Source organism: Paenibacillus tabacirhizosphaerae, assembly GCF_040812395.1.
GTDB lineage: Bacteria > Bacillota > Bacilli > Paenibacillales > NBRC-103111 > Paenibacillus_E.
The window spans coordinates 157,570-173,641 of the sequence record NZ_JBFNXH010000005.1 but is presented as its reverse complement, the minus strand read 5'-3'; the positions used below and the strand labels follow the sequence as shown (position 1 = coordinate 173,641).

Below are 16,072 nucleotides of genomic sequence, written 5' to 3'. Positions count from 1 at the left end.
TGAGCTATGGATCATAGAATAAGGGCTTGTTTGAGACGTGTGCTCGGTAATGAAAAGGGCGGAGTTTTGTTCTATGTCTTGATCATAGCCGCCATTTTCGCCATCCTGAGTCCGATCATTCTAAATAGTCTTTCTACGGAAAAGCTCGCCAGTATCCGAATGGAAGACAACACCCATGCAGATGTGCTTGCTGCTGGCGGCGCGGAGTCGTTCATCGGTTACTTGCGCGCGTCAAGCAATCCTGATGCGTTGAGCACGTTTCAAGCATATCCGGGCTGGGGAGTGAAGAGCATCACCTCGCCTAGCGGCAAACGGGTTCAGCTGGAACAATATGTGCCTGGCGGTGCCAGCCATAACTATGCGCCGTCTTCATTGCCTCAGGATGTGCTTATCGTGGCAACAAGCGGCCGTGCAATTAAGAAATATTTGTACAACATTAATACGAGCAGCGGGTTGCAGATCAATCCGGGTCATCTAATTGCGGTGCCGTCTGGCACGAGAACGATTTTATATGAAAAGGGAGAGACTGTAACTGGCAAAGGATTAAACAACACCGTTCAGAAGCTGCCAGGGATTAACAAGGCAATCAGTGATTATAAAGCAGCACTAGGCATTACGAATTGTATTGCCAGCTACAGCAATCTGACGGGATGCTACGGTTCGCTCCCGCCAAGCGAAGGTAATATGGATATAAATGGGAACACATTATTTAATCGGACCGTGGTTGCTGATAATGTCACAATAAACGGCGGTCAGCTAACGGTGAATGGAGATTTCTACATAACCGGAAGCTTGCAAACGAATAATTTGGCAGGCACGATTAAAGTGACAGGAAACCTGTATGTGAATGGCAACTTCACAATTGCGCAGGACGGGGACAGTGCGCAAGTGGGTGGTATGGTGTATGTGGGAGGGACGTTACAAATAACAGACTTCTCACAAACGAACCCGACAGCCATCCAATTTAACAATCTGGTGGCGGGAAGGCTGGAAATCAAAGGGAAAACAAAGCTGGAAGTAGCTGGTCAACTCATTGTTGAAGCGAATATGTCGGCGGTTAAAGATTCAGAGATCATAGCGGGTGGAGACATATTGGTTGGGGGTTATTTTGACGGCAATGGCATCCTGATGATGCAAGTGGGAGGACTTTTTGCCGACGGGGCTAAAAACAGCACGGATAAATTGGATATCAAGACGCCAAATACAGTGTCTGAGCCCAAAGTCATTAATGTCGGCACGAAACTGCAAACTTCCTTGCAATGTTCTGATGGAACATCGGTCTTAAATGGATGCTCAGGGTGGTCGATTAGCCGCAAGGAGCTGCCTCCTGAATGAAAAGAGGGAATTAAGGGGATCCTAACCATGGTTAGGATCCATCTTTATACAGTTTAACACTCGTCTGTACAGTTCTCACATTTCCATTCATGATGCCGCCACTGGCGGTTTTTCTTTTTAATTGATAGCTTAGCGTCAGTTTCAGTGTAGAACCGCCTGTCAGAGTTCCCGTAATAGCGCTCCCATCGCCATTCGTGTAGGTCGGGGTTTGTGTAAGCCCCTGCGCGAGAGCCATATTATTGGCATAAAGTGAGGGATGCGTGCTGTGGTTGATTGCGGTATTCTGCCATTGGCTTTCGCTGCCTATGAAGTTAGCTATCCAGAGCGTACCTTGGGTACCGGAAGCTTCTCTCACAAAATAGACTGCCTTGTAGGCGGCGGTATGATCGTTAACGAAGGATGTAAACCGTAATTCGTCAAGATCTGGAACCATAACCTTATTGCTGTCGTGAAGGGCATTGGCGATTTGCGAGAGGGCAAATTTGGCTTCTTGTTGGGCATTCCGGCCTTCGGTGGACGCATAGGTAGACGTACTCAACGATTGAAATACGAATATCGCTACGCCTGTCAGAAAAGTGGTAATCACGAGAACGGCAAGCACTTCGACAAGCGATACCCCTTTTTGGTTACGGAGTGTTTTGGTTATGGAAGCCATCATGGAGTTCGCCCCCAGTAAACCGTAACGGCTAATAATTGAGGCGTCCCGCCAAGGAGAACAACAGATTGCAGTGTAAGCTGCTTCGTTCGATCCGCGAATGCGGTCGATTGGGAAATCAGTGACGGCGAGGTTGGCGGTACGGAAAGCCCTGGCACATTATATTGCTGCACAATGTAAGAATAAGAAGTCCCTGGCCATGCTGTTGAAGTTCCCGTGCCTGAGAGGGCGTATGTCAATGTATGCCCGGCGCTTATGTCTTCACGGTCCGCATTCAAGATTTGTTCAGCGATGAACATGGCATTGTCACGCTTGTCGGTGTCGCTGTTCGCCAAGACGGAGAATTGCATCACTTGGGCAATCGCAAGCACGATGATGCTTAGTAGAATGGCAGCTCCAAGGACGGTAATCAGCGTTTGACCTCGTTCATTCTTTATGATGTTAGCAACCATCGGAACGCCTCCTGCTTTTATCAAATCTACCTGCTTTCATTATACCGCAAAGTTCGATATTTGTAGGGAAAGATTGGGGAAAAGGAACAAAATTATATTTTTTTCGACATTTTTTCGAGGGGTTGAAGGTTATCTGATTTTTCAGTCGAAAGATGTATGTGCAGGATGCAGGCAAAGTTTGAAAAGTGGAGTGATGGTATGGAATTTTTGATCTACTTTGCACAGTGCAGCGCGTTGTTGGTTACGTTTGTTTTTGTTTTGAGATGGATATATCCCCATATGGCTGATCGTACCCAAAGATATAAATCTGTTATTTTCGGAATTTCTTTTACTGTTATCGGGTTGATTATTATGCAAATGCCCTTGGAAGTGTCTAAAGGTTTACATATGGATGTAAGGCTGATAAGTGTTGTGCTTTCCGGCATTTTTGGCGGGCCACTTGCAGTTATGATTACGACTGTCATCATTGGTTTGTATCGGCTTTCTCTGGGGGGAGCGATCCTGTTTCCACTTGGGGCGCTTGTAGTAACAGCGATTATTAGCATTGGCGCCTATTATCTCAAATTAAAGCATGAGAAAATGTTAGATCGATATAGTTGGCTGCTTGGCTTAATCGTGGCCCTTCAAACGATAGGTTGGGCGTTTCTCGCGCCGTCGGAAAGTATGGCACTGTTTTTTGAACGGTTCTCCGTCACCTTCATCTTTTTCCATACGCTGGCTGTTCCGTTATTCTATTCCTTAGTTACGTATGAAATAAAAAGGTATGAAACGGAAACTTCGCTTCGTCATTATAAGGAGCATCTTGAAGAGCTGGTGGAGAAGCGAACGACGGAGCTGGCGAACAAAAATACGCTCCTCGCAGAAGCGAAAGAGGCTGCGGAATCCGCGAATCGGGCCAAGAGCGAGTTTCTCGCGAATATGAGCCACGAAATCCGCACCCCGCTGAATGCGGTTATCGGTTTAAGTTACTTGCTTCAACAAACGGATCTGACCGTGCAGCAGAAAACGTATGTGGATAAGACCATTATCTCGGCTAAAAATTTGACTACGCTCATCAATGATATTCTTGATTTTTCTAAAATTGAAGCCCGCAAGGTCGTTATCGAGCAGATTGAATTCGATCTCTATGAAGTGTTAAATCAAATTTCCAACCTGATTAGTTTGAAAGCTTATGATAAAGGTTTGAAGCTGCATTTCTCCATCCATCATGAAGTACCGCAAATGCTCGTAGGGGATCCTTTCCGATTAAATCAAGTCTTGCTGAACTTGTCGAACAATGCGGTTAAGTTTACAGAGGAGGGAGAAATCTCTTTTGAGGTCAAGCTGCTAGCTAAGAATGAGCGCTTCGTCTCCTTGGAATTCTTCGTTCGCGATACGGGGATCGGCATTACGAAGGAGCAGCGCAATCAACTGTTTCATGAGTTTACGCAAGCGGATATGTCGACAACCCGGAAGTATGGGGGAACGGGGCTTGGCCTGGTCATTAGCAAAAATTTGGTAACGCTGATGGGCGGAACCATTGAAGCTGAGAGCGAGGCGGGAAAAGGCAGTTGTTTTTCCTTCACAGCGCGCTTCGGCAGCAGCACAAGCACACCGCTCACGATGGATATGGAGAAAGGGTTGAAGTTTCTCCGCGTGTTGCTTGTATGCGACAACCCGGAGATGCAGCTTGTTCTCAAAGGCCAGCTTGAACAATTCCAGTTTTTCGTTAGCGTTGCCGGCTCCGAGCGCGATGCGATTGACCACATTTACCGCAATGGCCGCTATGATTTGGTGATCGTGGATTGGAAGCTGGATGAAGCGGATGCGGTTCGGCTCGCGGAGCGTATTAAAGTTGAATTTTCAACACCAATCCAAGTGATTGTGTTGGTAAGCGCTTACCATGAACTTGCTTTGCAGACAAGCGTGCAATCGCCTGCCATTGAGAAAGTGCTGTATTATCCAATCAGCCAATCACAGCTGTACAACGAGATGGTGAGCTTGTTTCAGAAGCAATTCTATGCCAAACAGATCATCGAACAGGATCGTGCGCGGGCGGAGGAGTTTACCGCGCTTCATAACGCGAAAGTTTTGCTGGTCGAGGACAATGAAATTAATCAGCAGGTGGCCAAAGAAATTTTGAAAGAAATGGATATCGTGGTCGATGTCGCGTGCAATGGCGCAGAAGCGGTGAATTTGGTCAGGCAGCGGCAGTATGATGCCATCCTCATGGACTTGCAGATGCCCGTCATGGACGGCTACGAAGCAACACAACACATTCGGAAGCTGGAACATGCGGCGGACACACCAATTATCGCGATGACTGCGGATGCGATGAAGGGTGTACAGGAGCAGGTACTTGAAGCAGGAATGAATTCCTACATTAGCAAACCGTTTGATCCCATACAGTTATTCAGCGTCATGCAAAGGCTTATTCAAACATCCAGGGTAAAAGGCGTGGGGCAAGCTGGAGTGGCCTCGGATGGATTTGGAAATTTGCCTGGCCTGCAGGCGGATGAGGCGCTCAAACGGTTAAAAAATAATTCAACATTGTATGTTGAAATTCTTCATAAATTTGTGGAAACTCATGCAGCAGCCACCAATGGAATTCGTGACGCGCTGCAGCGAGGGGACAGGGCAAAGGCGATCCTGCTCACCCATACCTTAAAGGGAGTGGCAGCCAACATTGGGGCTAGCAAGCTCGCAGAAACAGCCGGGAATTTGCAAGAGGCCATTCAAAGCGATCAAGAAGCAGTCATGCAAAGGGAGATTGAAGAAATCGATGAGCATCTGAACATGGTCATTGCATCGATCGCTCAGGTACGATCCTTGTAAGAAAAAGAGGCAAAGCCTTCATTTCCACAATTAGTGGTTATGAAGGTTTCTTTGACAAATGTTTAGATTCTTTATAGAACCAAAGCGTTAGGATACCCATCCTAACACGCCAGAAAACATATGTCGTCACGTATGTGTGTGACGAGCTCGCGGAGCGGAGAGATTCCGAACGCATCGTGTGATACGCGCATATGACAGGATGAACGTAGAAGATTCGGAAGTGCCACAGCGCTTTGGAGTATTGCAATATTGCAATACCGCCTCGATCTGCGATAGATCGTCTTTTTGCATGGGTGAGCGGAACGTGAGTACGCTATGAGACGGTATTTTCGGTTGTAGGGACGTTTCGCGGAACTGCCGTACCTTATGAGCAGGAAATGCTGGGTTTCAGGAACGTTTTCGCTCATTTAACGCACCATAGTCCGCTTCATGGGGAGAAAAGGGACATGAGCATGGAATAAGGCATCGTAGTTCCGTCAAAATCGCTGTGCATGGGGGATAGCGTTCCGGCAGTACCTCGCCCGTTTTCTTGCGAAGCTTGCGGAGGCATCGTAGTTCCGTCAATATCGCTGTGCATGGGTGATAGCGTTCCGGCAGTACCTCGCCCGTTTTCTTGCGAAGCTTGCGGAGGCGAAATATATCCTGAATCTTACTCTAACAGGGGTGTTCGTGGAAGGAATACCGGGTGGGAGACAGGTTAGTTAAACGAGAAGTGGAAAGCAGCACAGAGTAGAACAAAAGAGGGAAGGGGTGTGGGGTGGAAAAGCGATAGCGTCCGCCTTTAAAGTCGTGTTCGCACCACCTTGTCCAATCAAGGAACACGACTTTAACAGCGGTTGGAACCCCATACTTAAGTTCCCTCCAAATGCGCAAACGTATGGGTTTAGAAAAGAACGCTGTCGCCAGTAAGGAAGCAGCCAAATGATTAGATCCGAAATTGGCTGATTTTCCCTTTCAATTCCAGGGCTTGCTCGCTCAGCACTTCTGCTGAGGCCGAGATTTCCTCCATGAATGCCGTTTGTTCTTGTGTGGAAGAAGCGGCTTGCATGGCTTTATCCGAAATCTGATGGGAAAGTACCGCGATTTCCTGGCCTTTCGCTTCGGAAAGATCAATTTTATCCGTTTGCTGAGTGGCGGTTTGGGCAATGATCAGGACCGCGCTTGCGGTATCATGCACGGAAGCCCCGATTTGCTCCATAGCCATGTCGGCTTTTTCGCCTTTTTGCAGCTCTTCGTGGATATATGCCACCTGCGTTTTTAGTTTCTCCTCCATCGTTTGCACCTGCGATTGGATCGTTTGAATGAGTACGTCGATGTTCTTTACCGCTCGGTTGCTTTGTTCGGCAAGCTTTCGAATCTCCATGGCCACGACGGAAAAGCCATTGCCCTCTTCGCCTGCCCGGGCTGCTTCAATGCTGGCATTTAGAGCGAGCAGGTGGGTTTGATCGGCAATTTCACCAACCCACTTGGAAACTTTGCTAATTTCTGAAGTGCCCGCGTTCAGTTTGTCCGCTATGAGAATAGTTTCTTCGCTAATCGCAGATAACTCAGCCACGCCATGGAGCAAAGAACGGATCTGGTTGCCGCCTTCCTCAATCGAGATCACCATTTGCTGTGAGAGCGCGTGGACAACGGATGATTTTGCATTCATTTCTGAAGCAGCTAGCGCCGATGATTCGATGGCTGCCAAGCATATCTTGGACTGCAGCTCCTGATGGTGTGTACTGGTCGAAATATGTTCGGTATTTTGAGAGATTTGTTCAGCTAACATAGCGGCTTGCGCAATTGCGCTGCTTAAAGAAGTAGAGTTTTGTTCAGTGACTGAAACGTGGCGGGAAATATCAAGAATCATGTCCCGCAGTTGGCGGACCATGCTTTGGAAAGACTTCGTCAGCATCCCTAGCTCATCGCTGGATGTGTGGTCCGGAATGAAAATATCTAAATGACCTAGCGCAGCTTCGTCAGCTAGCTCAGCTAGTCGGATTAATGGACGGACAATCCAGCGGGCCATGAGCCAGCCTAAGAAACCGGTCCAACACACCCCCAAAGTAAGCGTAGCCAAGGTGACCAGCCAACTCGGGAAAATGCTCAATACCTCATCCTTGAGGTACAGTATGCAAAAAGCGCTTATTCCATAAGTGACGATTGAAACCGTGATCAAACCAATAACGATTTTTTGAATTAATCCGATACGCATAGCTGACTAACAACTCCCCATATGCTTGATCTTAAGATGTTGTATCAAAGACGCGCTCACAGGAGCGGTTCGTTTTTCAGAAAGTTTTTGGCTAGCAGCTCGGCCTCCCAATCTCTTGAGCTATGATCGTGATCCTCCATAATGGTGATGAGGTATTGCTCTCCCGGCTTGTAAGCGCTGAAGATGGTATGTTCTTTATCTTTCAGCCTGACATCGTGCCCACAATCCTTTAAGACCTGTTCAAAGTCAGCAAGCGTAGGCTGTTGCTGATCTTCTAAAAAAATAACGCCTCTCAAGAGCTTAGCGTCGTTCTTTCGAATGATTTTGAAGTGGATGATATGTTCCTTTTTCATAGACAAGCACTTCCTTCGCAGGGTTCGTTCAATGGTTTATAAACACATTGTAACGAAATGAAAACAACAATGGCTGTGATATATGTTACAGCCAAACAATCTGGATTGTGCTAGAAAGCAGTAAAGGAACCGCCGCGAGAACACGGACAGATTCCTTTATTTGTTAGCTAGCTATGAATGAGCGCACTAAGCGGATTCTGCCTCCGTTGCAGCTCCAGAAGGCTGCTTTTTGCGCGTCACACTATGCCGTCCATCGATACTGACGGGGATATCGCCGTCAATAGTGACTCTGCGAACAACGCGATGTTGATCCCCGTAGTCATTCACGGCATAGTGCTGCGTTGCCCGATTGTCCCAGATCACAACATCGCCTGCCGACCAGCGCCAGCGAACGGTATTTTCTAATTTGACAATATGGCTTTGCAAGAGAGCAAGAAGCTGGGCGGAATCGGCAGCGGACAAGCCTAGGAATTTCTTAACGAAATGCCCGAGGACAAGCGTGCGCTCGCCCGTTTCCGGATGGACACGGACAACCGGATGCTCGGTTTCAAATATAGTGGAGGTAAAAACCTCCTGATGCCGACGAAGTGAGTCGGATGAGACTGTAGCACGCTGCGCCGCGTAGTCATAATCGTTGGTGTGCAGCGCCCAAAGCTGGTCAACAAGCGCACGCAGCTCAACGGGCAGGTTCGTATAGGCGGCGGCTGTATTCGCCCATACGGTGTCTCCTCCCGAGGCTGGAACGACAACGGCACGGAGGATAGCCGCCTGCGGGTAAGCATCGACGAATGTAACATCCGTATGCCAGGAGTCTGCGCGCCCTCCATCAGCAGAATCAAGCTCAAGGATATAATCCGTCCCTTTCTTGATCGGCACAGTCGGATGGGCAACCGGATTGCCCAGTGCGCGGGCAAATGCTTCTTGTCCGGCATCATCGAGATGGTGCTGGCCGCGGATGAAAACGACTTTGTGCTTCAGCAATGCCTCACGAATTGTCGTGATCGTCTGCGGATCGAGATAGGCGCCCAAGCGGACGCCTGTGATCTCCGCGCCGATTCTTCCAGCTACCGGAAGTATGTCCAATTGTTCTTGAATAGGGTTGTTTTGTTCAACTATGCTCATCGTCAAAACCTCCATAGGATTCCCATTGCCAGGGATCGTTAATTTTTTTAACCCTTGCTCAGCGCGGGAACATTGCTGTACTGATTAGCAGGCCTGGATAGACCGAAATGTCCTCGAAGCGTGGAACCTGAGTATTCGGTACGGAATAATCCTCTGCGCTGCAATTCGGGAATAACCAGCTGCGCAAATTCCTCTAAGCCTCCGGGCAAATAAGGTGGCATCACATTAAAGCCGTCACTGCCTCCATGTAAGAACCATTCTTCGAGTTGATCAGCGATCTGAACCGCCGTACCAGCGAAGGTGCGATGGCCGCGTCCGCCTGCCAGACGATGAAGCAGTTGGCGAATCGTCAACTGATCGCGTTTGGCCAAATCGACAACCAATTGAAAACGGCTCTTGTTTCCGTTAATGTCTGCCAAGCTTGGCAACTCCGGAAGCGGACCGTCCAAGGGATACATGAATAAATCCACGTTCAGCATGCTCGACAGCTGGTTTAATCCGTACTCAGGCACGGTTAATTCGTTTAATTCTTGCTCCTTTTCTTTGGCTTCGGATTCGGTGCTCCCAATAATCGGGCAGATGCCTGGCAGGATCTTCAACTGCTCCGGCGATCTTCCGTAAGCAGCTAATCTCGCTTTGACGTCAGCGTAAAATAATTGGGCTTCTTGCAACGTTTGCTGTGCTGTGAATATCGCTTCTGCATATTGTGCGGCGAATTCTTTGCCATCTTCGGAAGATCCGGCCTGGACGAGGACGGGATATCCTTGCGGAGACCTGGGAATATTCAAGGGTCCACGGACTTTAAAGGCATCGCCGGCATGATTGATTTCACGAACCTTGGAACGATCCGCAAAAGTGCCCGAAGCACGGTCGATAAGTAAGGCGTCATCCTCCCAACTGTCCCACAGACCTGTAGTCACTTGCAGAAATTCTTTGGCACGCTCATACCGCTTGCTGTGTGCTAGATGGGAATCTTTGCTGAAATTGTTCGCCTCAAAGGGGCTTCCGGACGTTACAATATTCCAGCCTGCACGTCCTTTACTGATATGGTCCAAAGAGGCAAACTTGCGAGCCACATGAAAGGGCTCGTTATATGTGGTAGATACGGTGCCGATAAGTCCGATATGCTCCGTTACCGCCGCCAATGCGGACAGCAAGGTGAACGGCTCAAGTCCAACAAAGGCTCCGTGCTTGATGTTGTTGTTGATGGCTAATCCGTCTGCCAAAAAGAGCGAATCAAACTTCGCCTGCTCCGCGAGCTGCGCCAGCCGCTGGAAATAACGGATATCCGTTATGTTCTCGGGTTCTGTGCCCGCAAGGCGCCATGCCGCTTCATGATGACCGGCGTTCATGATAAATACATTCAAGTGAAGCTGTCTTTTCAAATTGCTCATGGTCTTTCAACTCCCTTTCATAAGTGGTTCGAAATCAGGATCTATTCACTATAGGTTTGCTTCCATCCCGTCAACCGTTTCTCTAAGGCAACCAGGAGATAGTTAATGATGACACCAATGACAGAAATGGAGATGATGCCTGCGTACATGTTCGTAATTTGAAAGCTGAATTGCGCATATTGAATTAAATACCCTAGTCCGGATTTGGCGCCAACCATCTCTGCGGCGACCAACACAAGTATCGAACTAGCACCGGCTTGGCGAATGCCGACAAAAATAGTGGGGATTGCAGCGGGGACGATGACTTTCCGAAATAAGCTAAGCGAGGATAATCCCATCGAGCGGGCGGATTTAATGAGGAGAGGATCGACATTCTTCACCCCGCTGATGGTGTTAAGGAGAAGAGGAAATGCGCAGGCGTAGAGCACAATAGCTATTTTTGAAGTTTCGCCAAGACCGAGCAGTAAGATAAAAACGGGAAGTATGGCAAGGGCAGCGGTATTCCGCAGCAATTCCAGCAATGGATTGAGATACTCCGATACCTTCTTCCACCAACCAATCGCTAATCCAAGCGGAATGCTGATGAGGATAGCTAACAGGAATCCAGCCAGTGAACGCGATAAGCTAGCTATCGTATGATCGACAAGATCGCCGGAGAGCAGCAATTGCCACCATGCGGCCCCGATTTCAGAAATAGGGGGAAAGAAGGTGATATCCACGAGTCCAATTCGTGGTGCCAGTTCCCAGATGACCAACAGTGCAATAATGACAATGGCATTTTTAAACGCTTTTCTTAGTTTGCCGAGCGTCCAGCCTACAACATCGAAACTTTCTTTTCGCTGAAGAATGAGTGTTTCTCCAACGCTTCCATTAGCCATCGACAGCCACCCCTTTCAAGGAAGATTTACTACTATTAAAACCGTCCAAACTTTTGCTCTTTTCCTGTTCCTGTGCTTTAGTGACTTCATCTTTAAGCAAATCCCAGATTTCATGGCGCAATTTCACGAATTCGGGGTTCGCCCTAAGATCATCCTCACCTCTTCGGGATTCAAAAGGGATGTCAATCACTTGTTTGATTCGTCCTGGACGAGAAGTCATCACAGCGACCCGCTGGCCCAAGTAGACGGCCTCTTCAATGCCATGCGTAATGAAAATAATCGTTTTTTTCGTGGCCTCCCAGATGCGCAGCAATTCGCTTTGCAGGGTTTCACGGGTCTGCGCATCGAGCGCAGCAAACGGTTCATCCATCAATAGCACCTCGGGATCGTAAGCTAAGCCCCTCGCAATGGCGACCCGCTGCTTCATGCCTCCTGAAATCTCGTGGGGATATCGATTTTCGAAACCGGACAAACCCACCAGATGAATAAATGCCAGCGCGGTTTTCCTTCGCTCCTTACGGGGAACGCCCTTAGCCTCCAGGCCAAATTCAACATTCGCAAGCGTTGTTTTCCAAGGGAAAAGCGCATACTGCTGAAACACAATGCCGCGATCCAAATTAGGGCCTGTAATGGGCTTCCCGTCTAATAGAATTTGGCCGCTGCTTGGCTTGGTTAAACCGGCCATGAGATCAAGCAAGGTAGACTTGCCGCAGCCGCTGGGTCCGACGATGACCATGAATTCGCCCTGCTTCACATCCAGATTAATATCTTTCAATGCAGAGACAGGCTGTGCATCCTCCTTCAGATGACCCAGATTTCGTTGAATACGGAACGATTTCTGCACATGTTGAATGCTGATTTTTGCCGTCATTAGGGTACGCCTCCTTTATTGCTTCTTTTCATTCAGAAAAGGGTTGAACTCATTCGTGTAGAGACCTTTCACTTGTAATTGCCCCTTTTTAATGACCCCTTCTTGTTCAAGCCAAGAGATCCATGTGTTGAACTCCTTGTCGGAGATCAAACCGCCTTTGCCAGCGATGCCGGTACTTTGCCAGAACTTCACAGTAGACGCATCTTCTTTTCTATCGCGGGCTTGAATAATTTTTTCATAACGGGCGATAACTTCACTCCGCGGCGTTGTGCGAGCCCATTCAATTGCTTTAGCCGTTGCTTCAACGAATTTATGTGAGGCATTTGGATTTGTCTTAATAAATTTGTTCGTTAGCACATAGCTGCCGGCGCTGAATATGCCAAACAAGTCTTTATCTTTAAACAGAGGATGGATACCTCCGCGTTCTAACGCTTTGTCACGCAAAACGCCGCCTAGTGCTGCTACATCTACTTGCTCGGCGCGGAGCGTCTGCTCCGTTGTGACTGGGGGCACAACAACCAGTGTCACCTGCTTAATTTCATCAGGCGTTAATCCCGCCCTGTGCAAATATTCTTTGATTACAAATTCATGATGAGCTCCCAGCGTGTTCACAGCGATTTTTTTGCCGATCAAATCCTTAGCGGATGTAATGGGGCTGCCATCCAGGACGTAGTATCCCGTCCATGTCGCTTCGTCGACCCCGTAATAAGCGATAACAGGCTTGATTGGCGCTTTGGCTGCAATTAATTTCACGATGGCGCCATTAAATGCTCCTCCGAAGTCCGTATCTCCTGTAACGACAGACTGGATATCTTGCGGGCCGCTGATGGTATTGCCGATAAACTTCAATTTTAAAGGGGCAAGATAGCCCAGATCCTCCGCCAGCTCCGGATACGTGACGGAGCCTACGCCACCTTGATAACGCAACTCTGTAACCTCAGGCGTTCCTCCGCTGGCTGAAGCCGATGCATCCTTTTTTCCGCACGCAACCAGTACGAGAGAAGAGGTAAGAAGGAGAATGAAAGCTGCGCAAATCAATTTTCTGAATGAATAGTTCATAGGCATAACCCCCAACAAGTTATTGTTCAAGTGTGTTGAAAATGATCTCCAGTCGACCGGTCGTTAATCTTATAATTCATATAGACTTACTTTGTATTTGTTTCTATAATGAAATATAAACTTTCTCTTTTGAAGTGTCTATCGAATGAAAACATGTGAGTATGAATGACGATGAATGACGAAGATGAACGCGATTTTGTTGAGGAGGCGCGATAATGATGTCCTTGCAGCGATTTAATCTTATTTCCTTGCATGAAGCTACCGAGTTACTTGGCATAAGCAGATCGACCTTCGATAGATGGCGTAAGCTGAAGCAGCTTCCATTCGTGAAAATCGGGAAAGAAATTTTAATCGATAAAACCGAATTGGAGAAATGGGTTCGTTACCATTCTTTTGGCATTCAACAGCCAGCTTTCGCTATGGGGTCGACGTCTATGATGATGCCGCAGCGCCCATCTGTCATTACAGTAGGGTATCAAAGCGGAACAGCGCACATGTGGACGGCGTTAATTATGAGAGAGTTGGGATGGTTTGAAGAAGAACTGGCAAAAGCAGGTTCCGGACGAACGATTCAAGTTAGATGGATCGATGCCGCGAATGGCCCGGTGTTATTACAGGGCTTGATCGGCGGTAGCATACAGATCGCGTCATTGGGTGATTATCCGATCTTGCTCAGCTATTCACTAAGTCAGACACTTCCTGCTTTTCGCCCCATCCTTCTGGCTCTAGACGGCAAAACCTCAGGCGGACAAGGCATCTCGCTTGTTGTGCGTAAAGGTTTAGAGATTCACCGAGCTTCCGAAATATCAAGTATGAAAATTTCGACCGTAGCTCAATCAAGTGCCAGCTGCCGATTATTGAAATTGCTTCATTCGCTTGGAGGTCATAAAAGCCAGATCGAGCATAAAGAAATGGATGAAAGCATGGCAGGCATTGTACAGAGGCATATCTCGGGAAGTGCGATGTGGGAGCCTTATTTAAGCCTCGTTCAATATCATGGAGCGGGACAAGTGCTTTATCAGGAAGGATTGGGCGAGGATTATTTGACGGGAATTGTCGCTGATGAGAACTGGGCGAGTAATAATCAAGCCGATACGTTAGCTTACTTAAAAGCGCATCTGCGGGTTCATACTTTCATGCGCAGGGACCCAGGCAGCGCCGCTAAGCTGATTGCCCGATCCAAAGGAATTCCCGCAGAGGTGGCAGCCCGGATTATTGCCAAAGTAAGATGGGACGCTGCTCTATATGCGAAAGATCTGAGATCGCTATATTTATTAAAGTCTGAGGATGATCGTAACGTTAGCGGCGTGGGGGCTGCCTATAATGAAATTAGTTATAAGGGGGAGTATTTGAATCAAGCTATTGAGGAATTACAACTACCAAAGCTGAACGGAGGAGTATTGAAAGGAGATTGGGATCAGGAGCAGATTTACTAGCAGATCGATCGAAGAAACTGGAGGCAAGCTCCAAACAAAAACAAGCCTTCCCGCTTGCTTATATAAGCAAATAGGAAGGCTTGTTTTTGCATATTAAATAACAAATTTATAACCGACGCCCCAAACCGTCTTAATATATTTCGGCTCCTTAGGGTTCTCTTCGATTTTTCTCCGCAAATTCGTAATATGTACGTCGATCGCACGGTCATTAATGTAGGATTCATAACCTCTTATCGCATTAATAAGTTCTTCTCTTCGAAAAACCCGTTGAGGGTGCTCATACAGTAATCGCATAAGTTCAAATTCAGAAAACGTCATTTCAATCGATTCGCCCCGCACGAACAACATCCGGGTTTCCAGATTTATATTCAATTTGTTCGGCAGTGATTCATTCGTAGAGGGAGTTACAACGGTTTCCTCAACCGAATACAGCTTGATCCGGCGAAGGATGGCTTGAATTCTGGCTTTCAGCTCATGCATGCTGAAGGGCTTGCACAAATAATCGTCAGCACCGACCGTGAAAGCTTCTATTTTTTCGCTGACCTTCGCGTTGCTGGAAATAATGATGATCGGCACCTCGGTGACTTGTCGAATCGTATTGCACAGATCAGTGCCTTCAAAGTCAGGGAGCATCAAGTCTAGTAATATAATGGTGGGATCAAACTGGTTAAGCGCCGTCACGCCTTCCTCGCCGTTGTGAGTCCGCAGCACCTCAAAGCCTTCTTCAGTCAGGTACATGCAAATCATTTCGCCAATAATATCATCGTCTTCGATTAATAGAACTTTTACCAATTCGCATACCCCCAAATCGTTCGTCATAATCAATTAGTATTCTATTAAAAGCGTAAACGCTAACATTTTACTCATAATTCCATTATACTGTGCCGAATTTTAAGAGTAAATCTCTAAAACTGTGTATTTTTTCACATAAGGAGTGAAAATGTTAGTGTTTTATGAGTGAAATTTGTCGGAAGAATTCATAGATTTTCTCGTAGAACCCTAATAATTGGTAAGTAAAATGGAAGTATATTTGGGGTGGTGTGGGAAATATGACATTATGTGAATTTTATCGAAGCCAATTGGTGCTTCTATTTAGTGAATTAGAACCCGGGTGGGAGGAAGAGCCCAATTATAAATTTGGCTATCAATGGAACCGACAGGTGAATAGCTATTTAGAAACTTTTCGGATCGTACAGTTCGGAGAGTTCGCTGATGTGTCGCCATTCGTCATGTATACGATCACGCTGCCGGAAGGCTTCGAGCAGACGAATATTTTCGATATGACCCATCTTTACAAAAGCCGCTATGAGCTCTCTCTGCTGATGCGATCTTCCAAACTGCAGTTATCCATAAGCAGGGTATGCAGCGATCTGGATGAGAGCATGGCAGGGTTCTTATACCGAGCAAGGGCTGAGCTTTTTGATATCATAGATTTCTCTGTATACGGCTAGTGATTCGAAGTTGGACCAAAACGATTAAAAAGGGTGGAAAAATGTGAACGTAATG

General features: G+C 47.4%; 14 protein-coding genes. 4 read left to right on the top strand and 10 right to left on the bottom strand.

Going from position 1 to position 16,072, the window contains the following annotated elements; genetic code table 11:
- The first annotated feature begins 6 nt into the window (after positions 1 to 6).
- Positions 7 to 1,335 (top strand): hypothetical protein, encoded by a 1,329-nt coding sequence (locus ABRS97_RS11445; protein ID WP_367813907.1) that lies wholly within the window; start codon positions 7 to 9, stop codon positions 1,333 to 1,335.
- 31 nt (positions 1,336 to 1,366) lie between these two features.
- On the opposite strand, the gene ABRS97_RS11440 is transcribed toward ABRS97_RS11445, so the two are convergent.
- Complete coding sequence (locus ABRS97_RS11440) at positions 1,367 to 1,993, bottom strand: PilW family protein (RefSeq protein WP_367813905.1); 627 nt, start codon at positions 1,991 to 1,993, stop codon at positions 1,367 to 1,369.
- Positions 1,990 to 2,442 (bottom strand): type IV pilus modification PilV family protein, encoded by a 453-nt coding sequence (locus ABRS97_RS11435; protein ID WP_367813903.1) that lies wholly within the window; start codon positions 2,440 to 2,442, stop codon positions 1,990 to 1,992. Before ABRS97_RS11435 ends, ABRS97_RS11440 begins: the two co-directional genes overlap by 4 nt.
- A gap of 279 nt (positions 2,443 to 2,721) precedes the next feature.
- On the opposite strand from ABRS97_RS11435, the gene ABRS97_RS11430 reads away from it, so the two are divergent.
- A complete protein-coding gene (locus tag ABRS97_RS11430) occupies positions 2,722 to 5,256 on the top strand; it encodes a response regulator (RefSeq protein WP_367813901.1) in 2,535 nt (844 codons plus the stop codon).
- A 925-nt stretch (positions 5,257 to 6,181) separates the two neighbouring features.
- On the opposite strand, the gene ABRS97_RS11425 is transcribed toward ABRS97_RS11430, so the two are convergent.
- The 7 genes from ABRS97_RS11425 to ABRS97_RS11395 form a co-directional block, all read right to left on the bottom strand.
- The gene (locus ABRS97_RS11425) at positions 6,182 to 7,453 is read right to left on the bottom strand and encodes a methyl-accepting chemotaxis protein (RefSeq protein WP_367813899.1); all 1,272 of its coding nucleotides are present in this window, start codon (positions 7,451 to 7,453) and stop codon (positions 6,182 to 6,184) included.
- Between the two features lie 56 nt (positions 7,454 to 7,509).
- Positions 7,510 to 7,806, bottom strand: coding sequence for a hypothetical protein (locus tag ABRS97_RS11420; RefSeq protein ID WP_367813898.1), 297 nt, complete (start codon positions 7,804 to 7,806; stop codon positions 7,510 to 7,512).
- Positions 7,807 to 7,992: 186 nt separating this feature from the next.
- Positions 7,993 to 8,928 (bottom strand): TauD/TfdA dioxygenase family protein, encoded by a 936-nt coding sequence (locus tag ABRS97_RS11415; protein ID WP_367813896.1) that lies wholly within the window; start codon positions 8,926 to 8,928, stop codon positions 7,993 to 7,995.
- Positions 8,929 to 8,975: 47 nt separating this feature from the next.
- Positions 8,976 to 10,322 (bottom strand): LLM class flavin-dependent oxidoreductase, encoded by a 1,347-nt coding sequence (locus tag ABRS97_RS11410; protein ID WP_367813894.1) that lies wholly within the window; start codon positions 10,320 to 10,322, stop codon positions 8,976 to 8,978.
- Positions 10,323 to 10,363: 41 nt separating this feature from the next.
- The gene (locus ABRS97_RS11405; protein WP_367813892.1) at positions 10,364 to 11,200 is read right to left on the bottom strand and encodes an ABC transporter permease; all 837 of its coding nucleotides are present in this window, start codon (positions 11,198 to 11,200) and stop codon (positions 10,364 to 10,366) included.
- Positions 11,193 to 12,071: an ABC transporter ATP-binding protein gene (locus ABRS97_RS11400; RefSeq protein WP_367813890.1), complete on the bottom strand. Its 879-nt coding sequence runs from the start codon at positions 12,069 to 12,071 to the stop codon at positions 11,193 to 11,195. The genes ABRS97_RS11405 and ABRS97_RS11400 overlap by 8 nt, the downstream gene beginning before the upstream one ends.
- A 15-nt stretch (positions 12,072 to 12,086) precedes the next feature.
- Entirely contained in the window at positions 12,087 to 13,130 is a 1,044-nt protein-coding gene (locus ABRS97_RS11395; RefSeq protein WP_367813888.1) for an ABC transporter substrate-binding protein, read from the bottom strand.
- Positions 13,131 to 13,345: 215 nt separating this feature from the next.
- Here ABRS97_RS11395 and ABRS97_RS11390 point away from each other — a divergent pair, with 215 nt between their 5' ends.
- The gene (locus ABRS97_RS11390; RefSeq protein ID WP_367813886.1) at positions 13,346 to 14,566 is read left to right on the top strand and encodes a helix-turn-helix domain-containing protein; all 1,221 of its coding nucleotides are present in this window, start codon (positions 13,346 to 13,348) and stop codon (positions 14,564 to 14,566) included.
- 93 nt (positions 14,567 to 14,659) lie between these two features.
- Here ABRS97_RS11390 and ABRS97_RS11385 read toward each other — a convergent pair whose 3' ends face one another.
- The gene (locus ABRS97_RS11385; protein ID WP_367813884.1) at positions 14,660 to 15,358 is read right to left on the bottom strand and encodes a response regulator transcription factor; all 699 of its coding nucleotides are present in this window, start codon (positions 15,356 to 15,358) and stop codon (positions 14,660 to 14,662) included.
- A 257-nt stretch (positions 15,359 to 15,615) separates the two neighbouring features.
- Between ABRS97_RS11385 and ABRS97_RS11380 the strand changes: the two genes are divergently transcribed.
- Positions 15,616 to 16,017: a hypothetical protein gene (locus tag ABRS97_RS11380; RefSeq protein WP_367813882.1), complete on the top strand. Its 402-nt coding sequence runs from the start codon at positions 15,616 to 15,618 to the stop codon at positions 16,015 to 16,017.
- Positions 16,018 to 16,072: the final 55 nt, after the last annotated feature.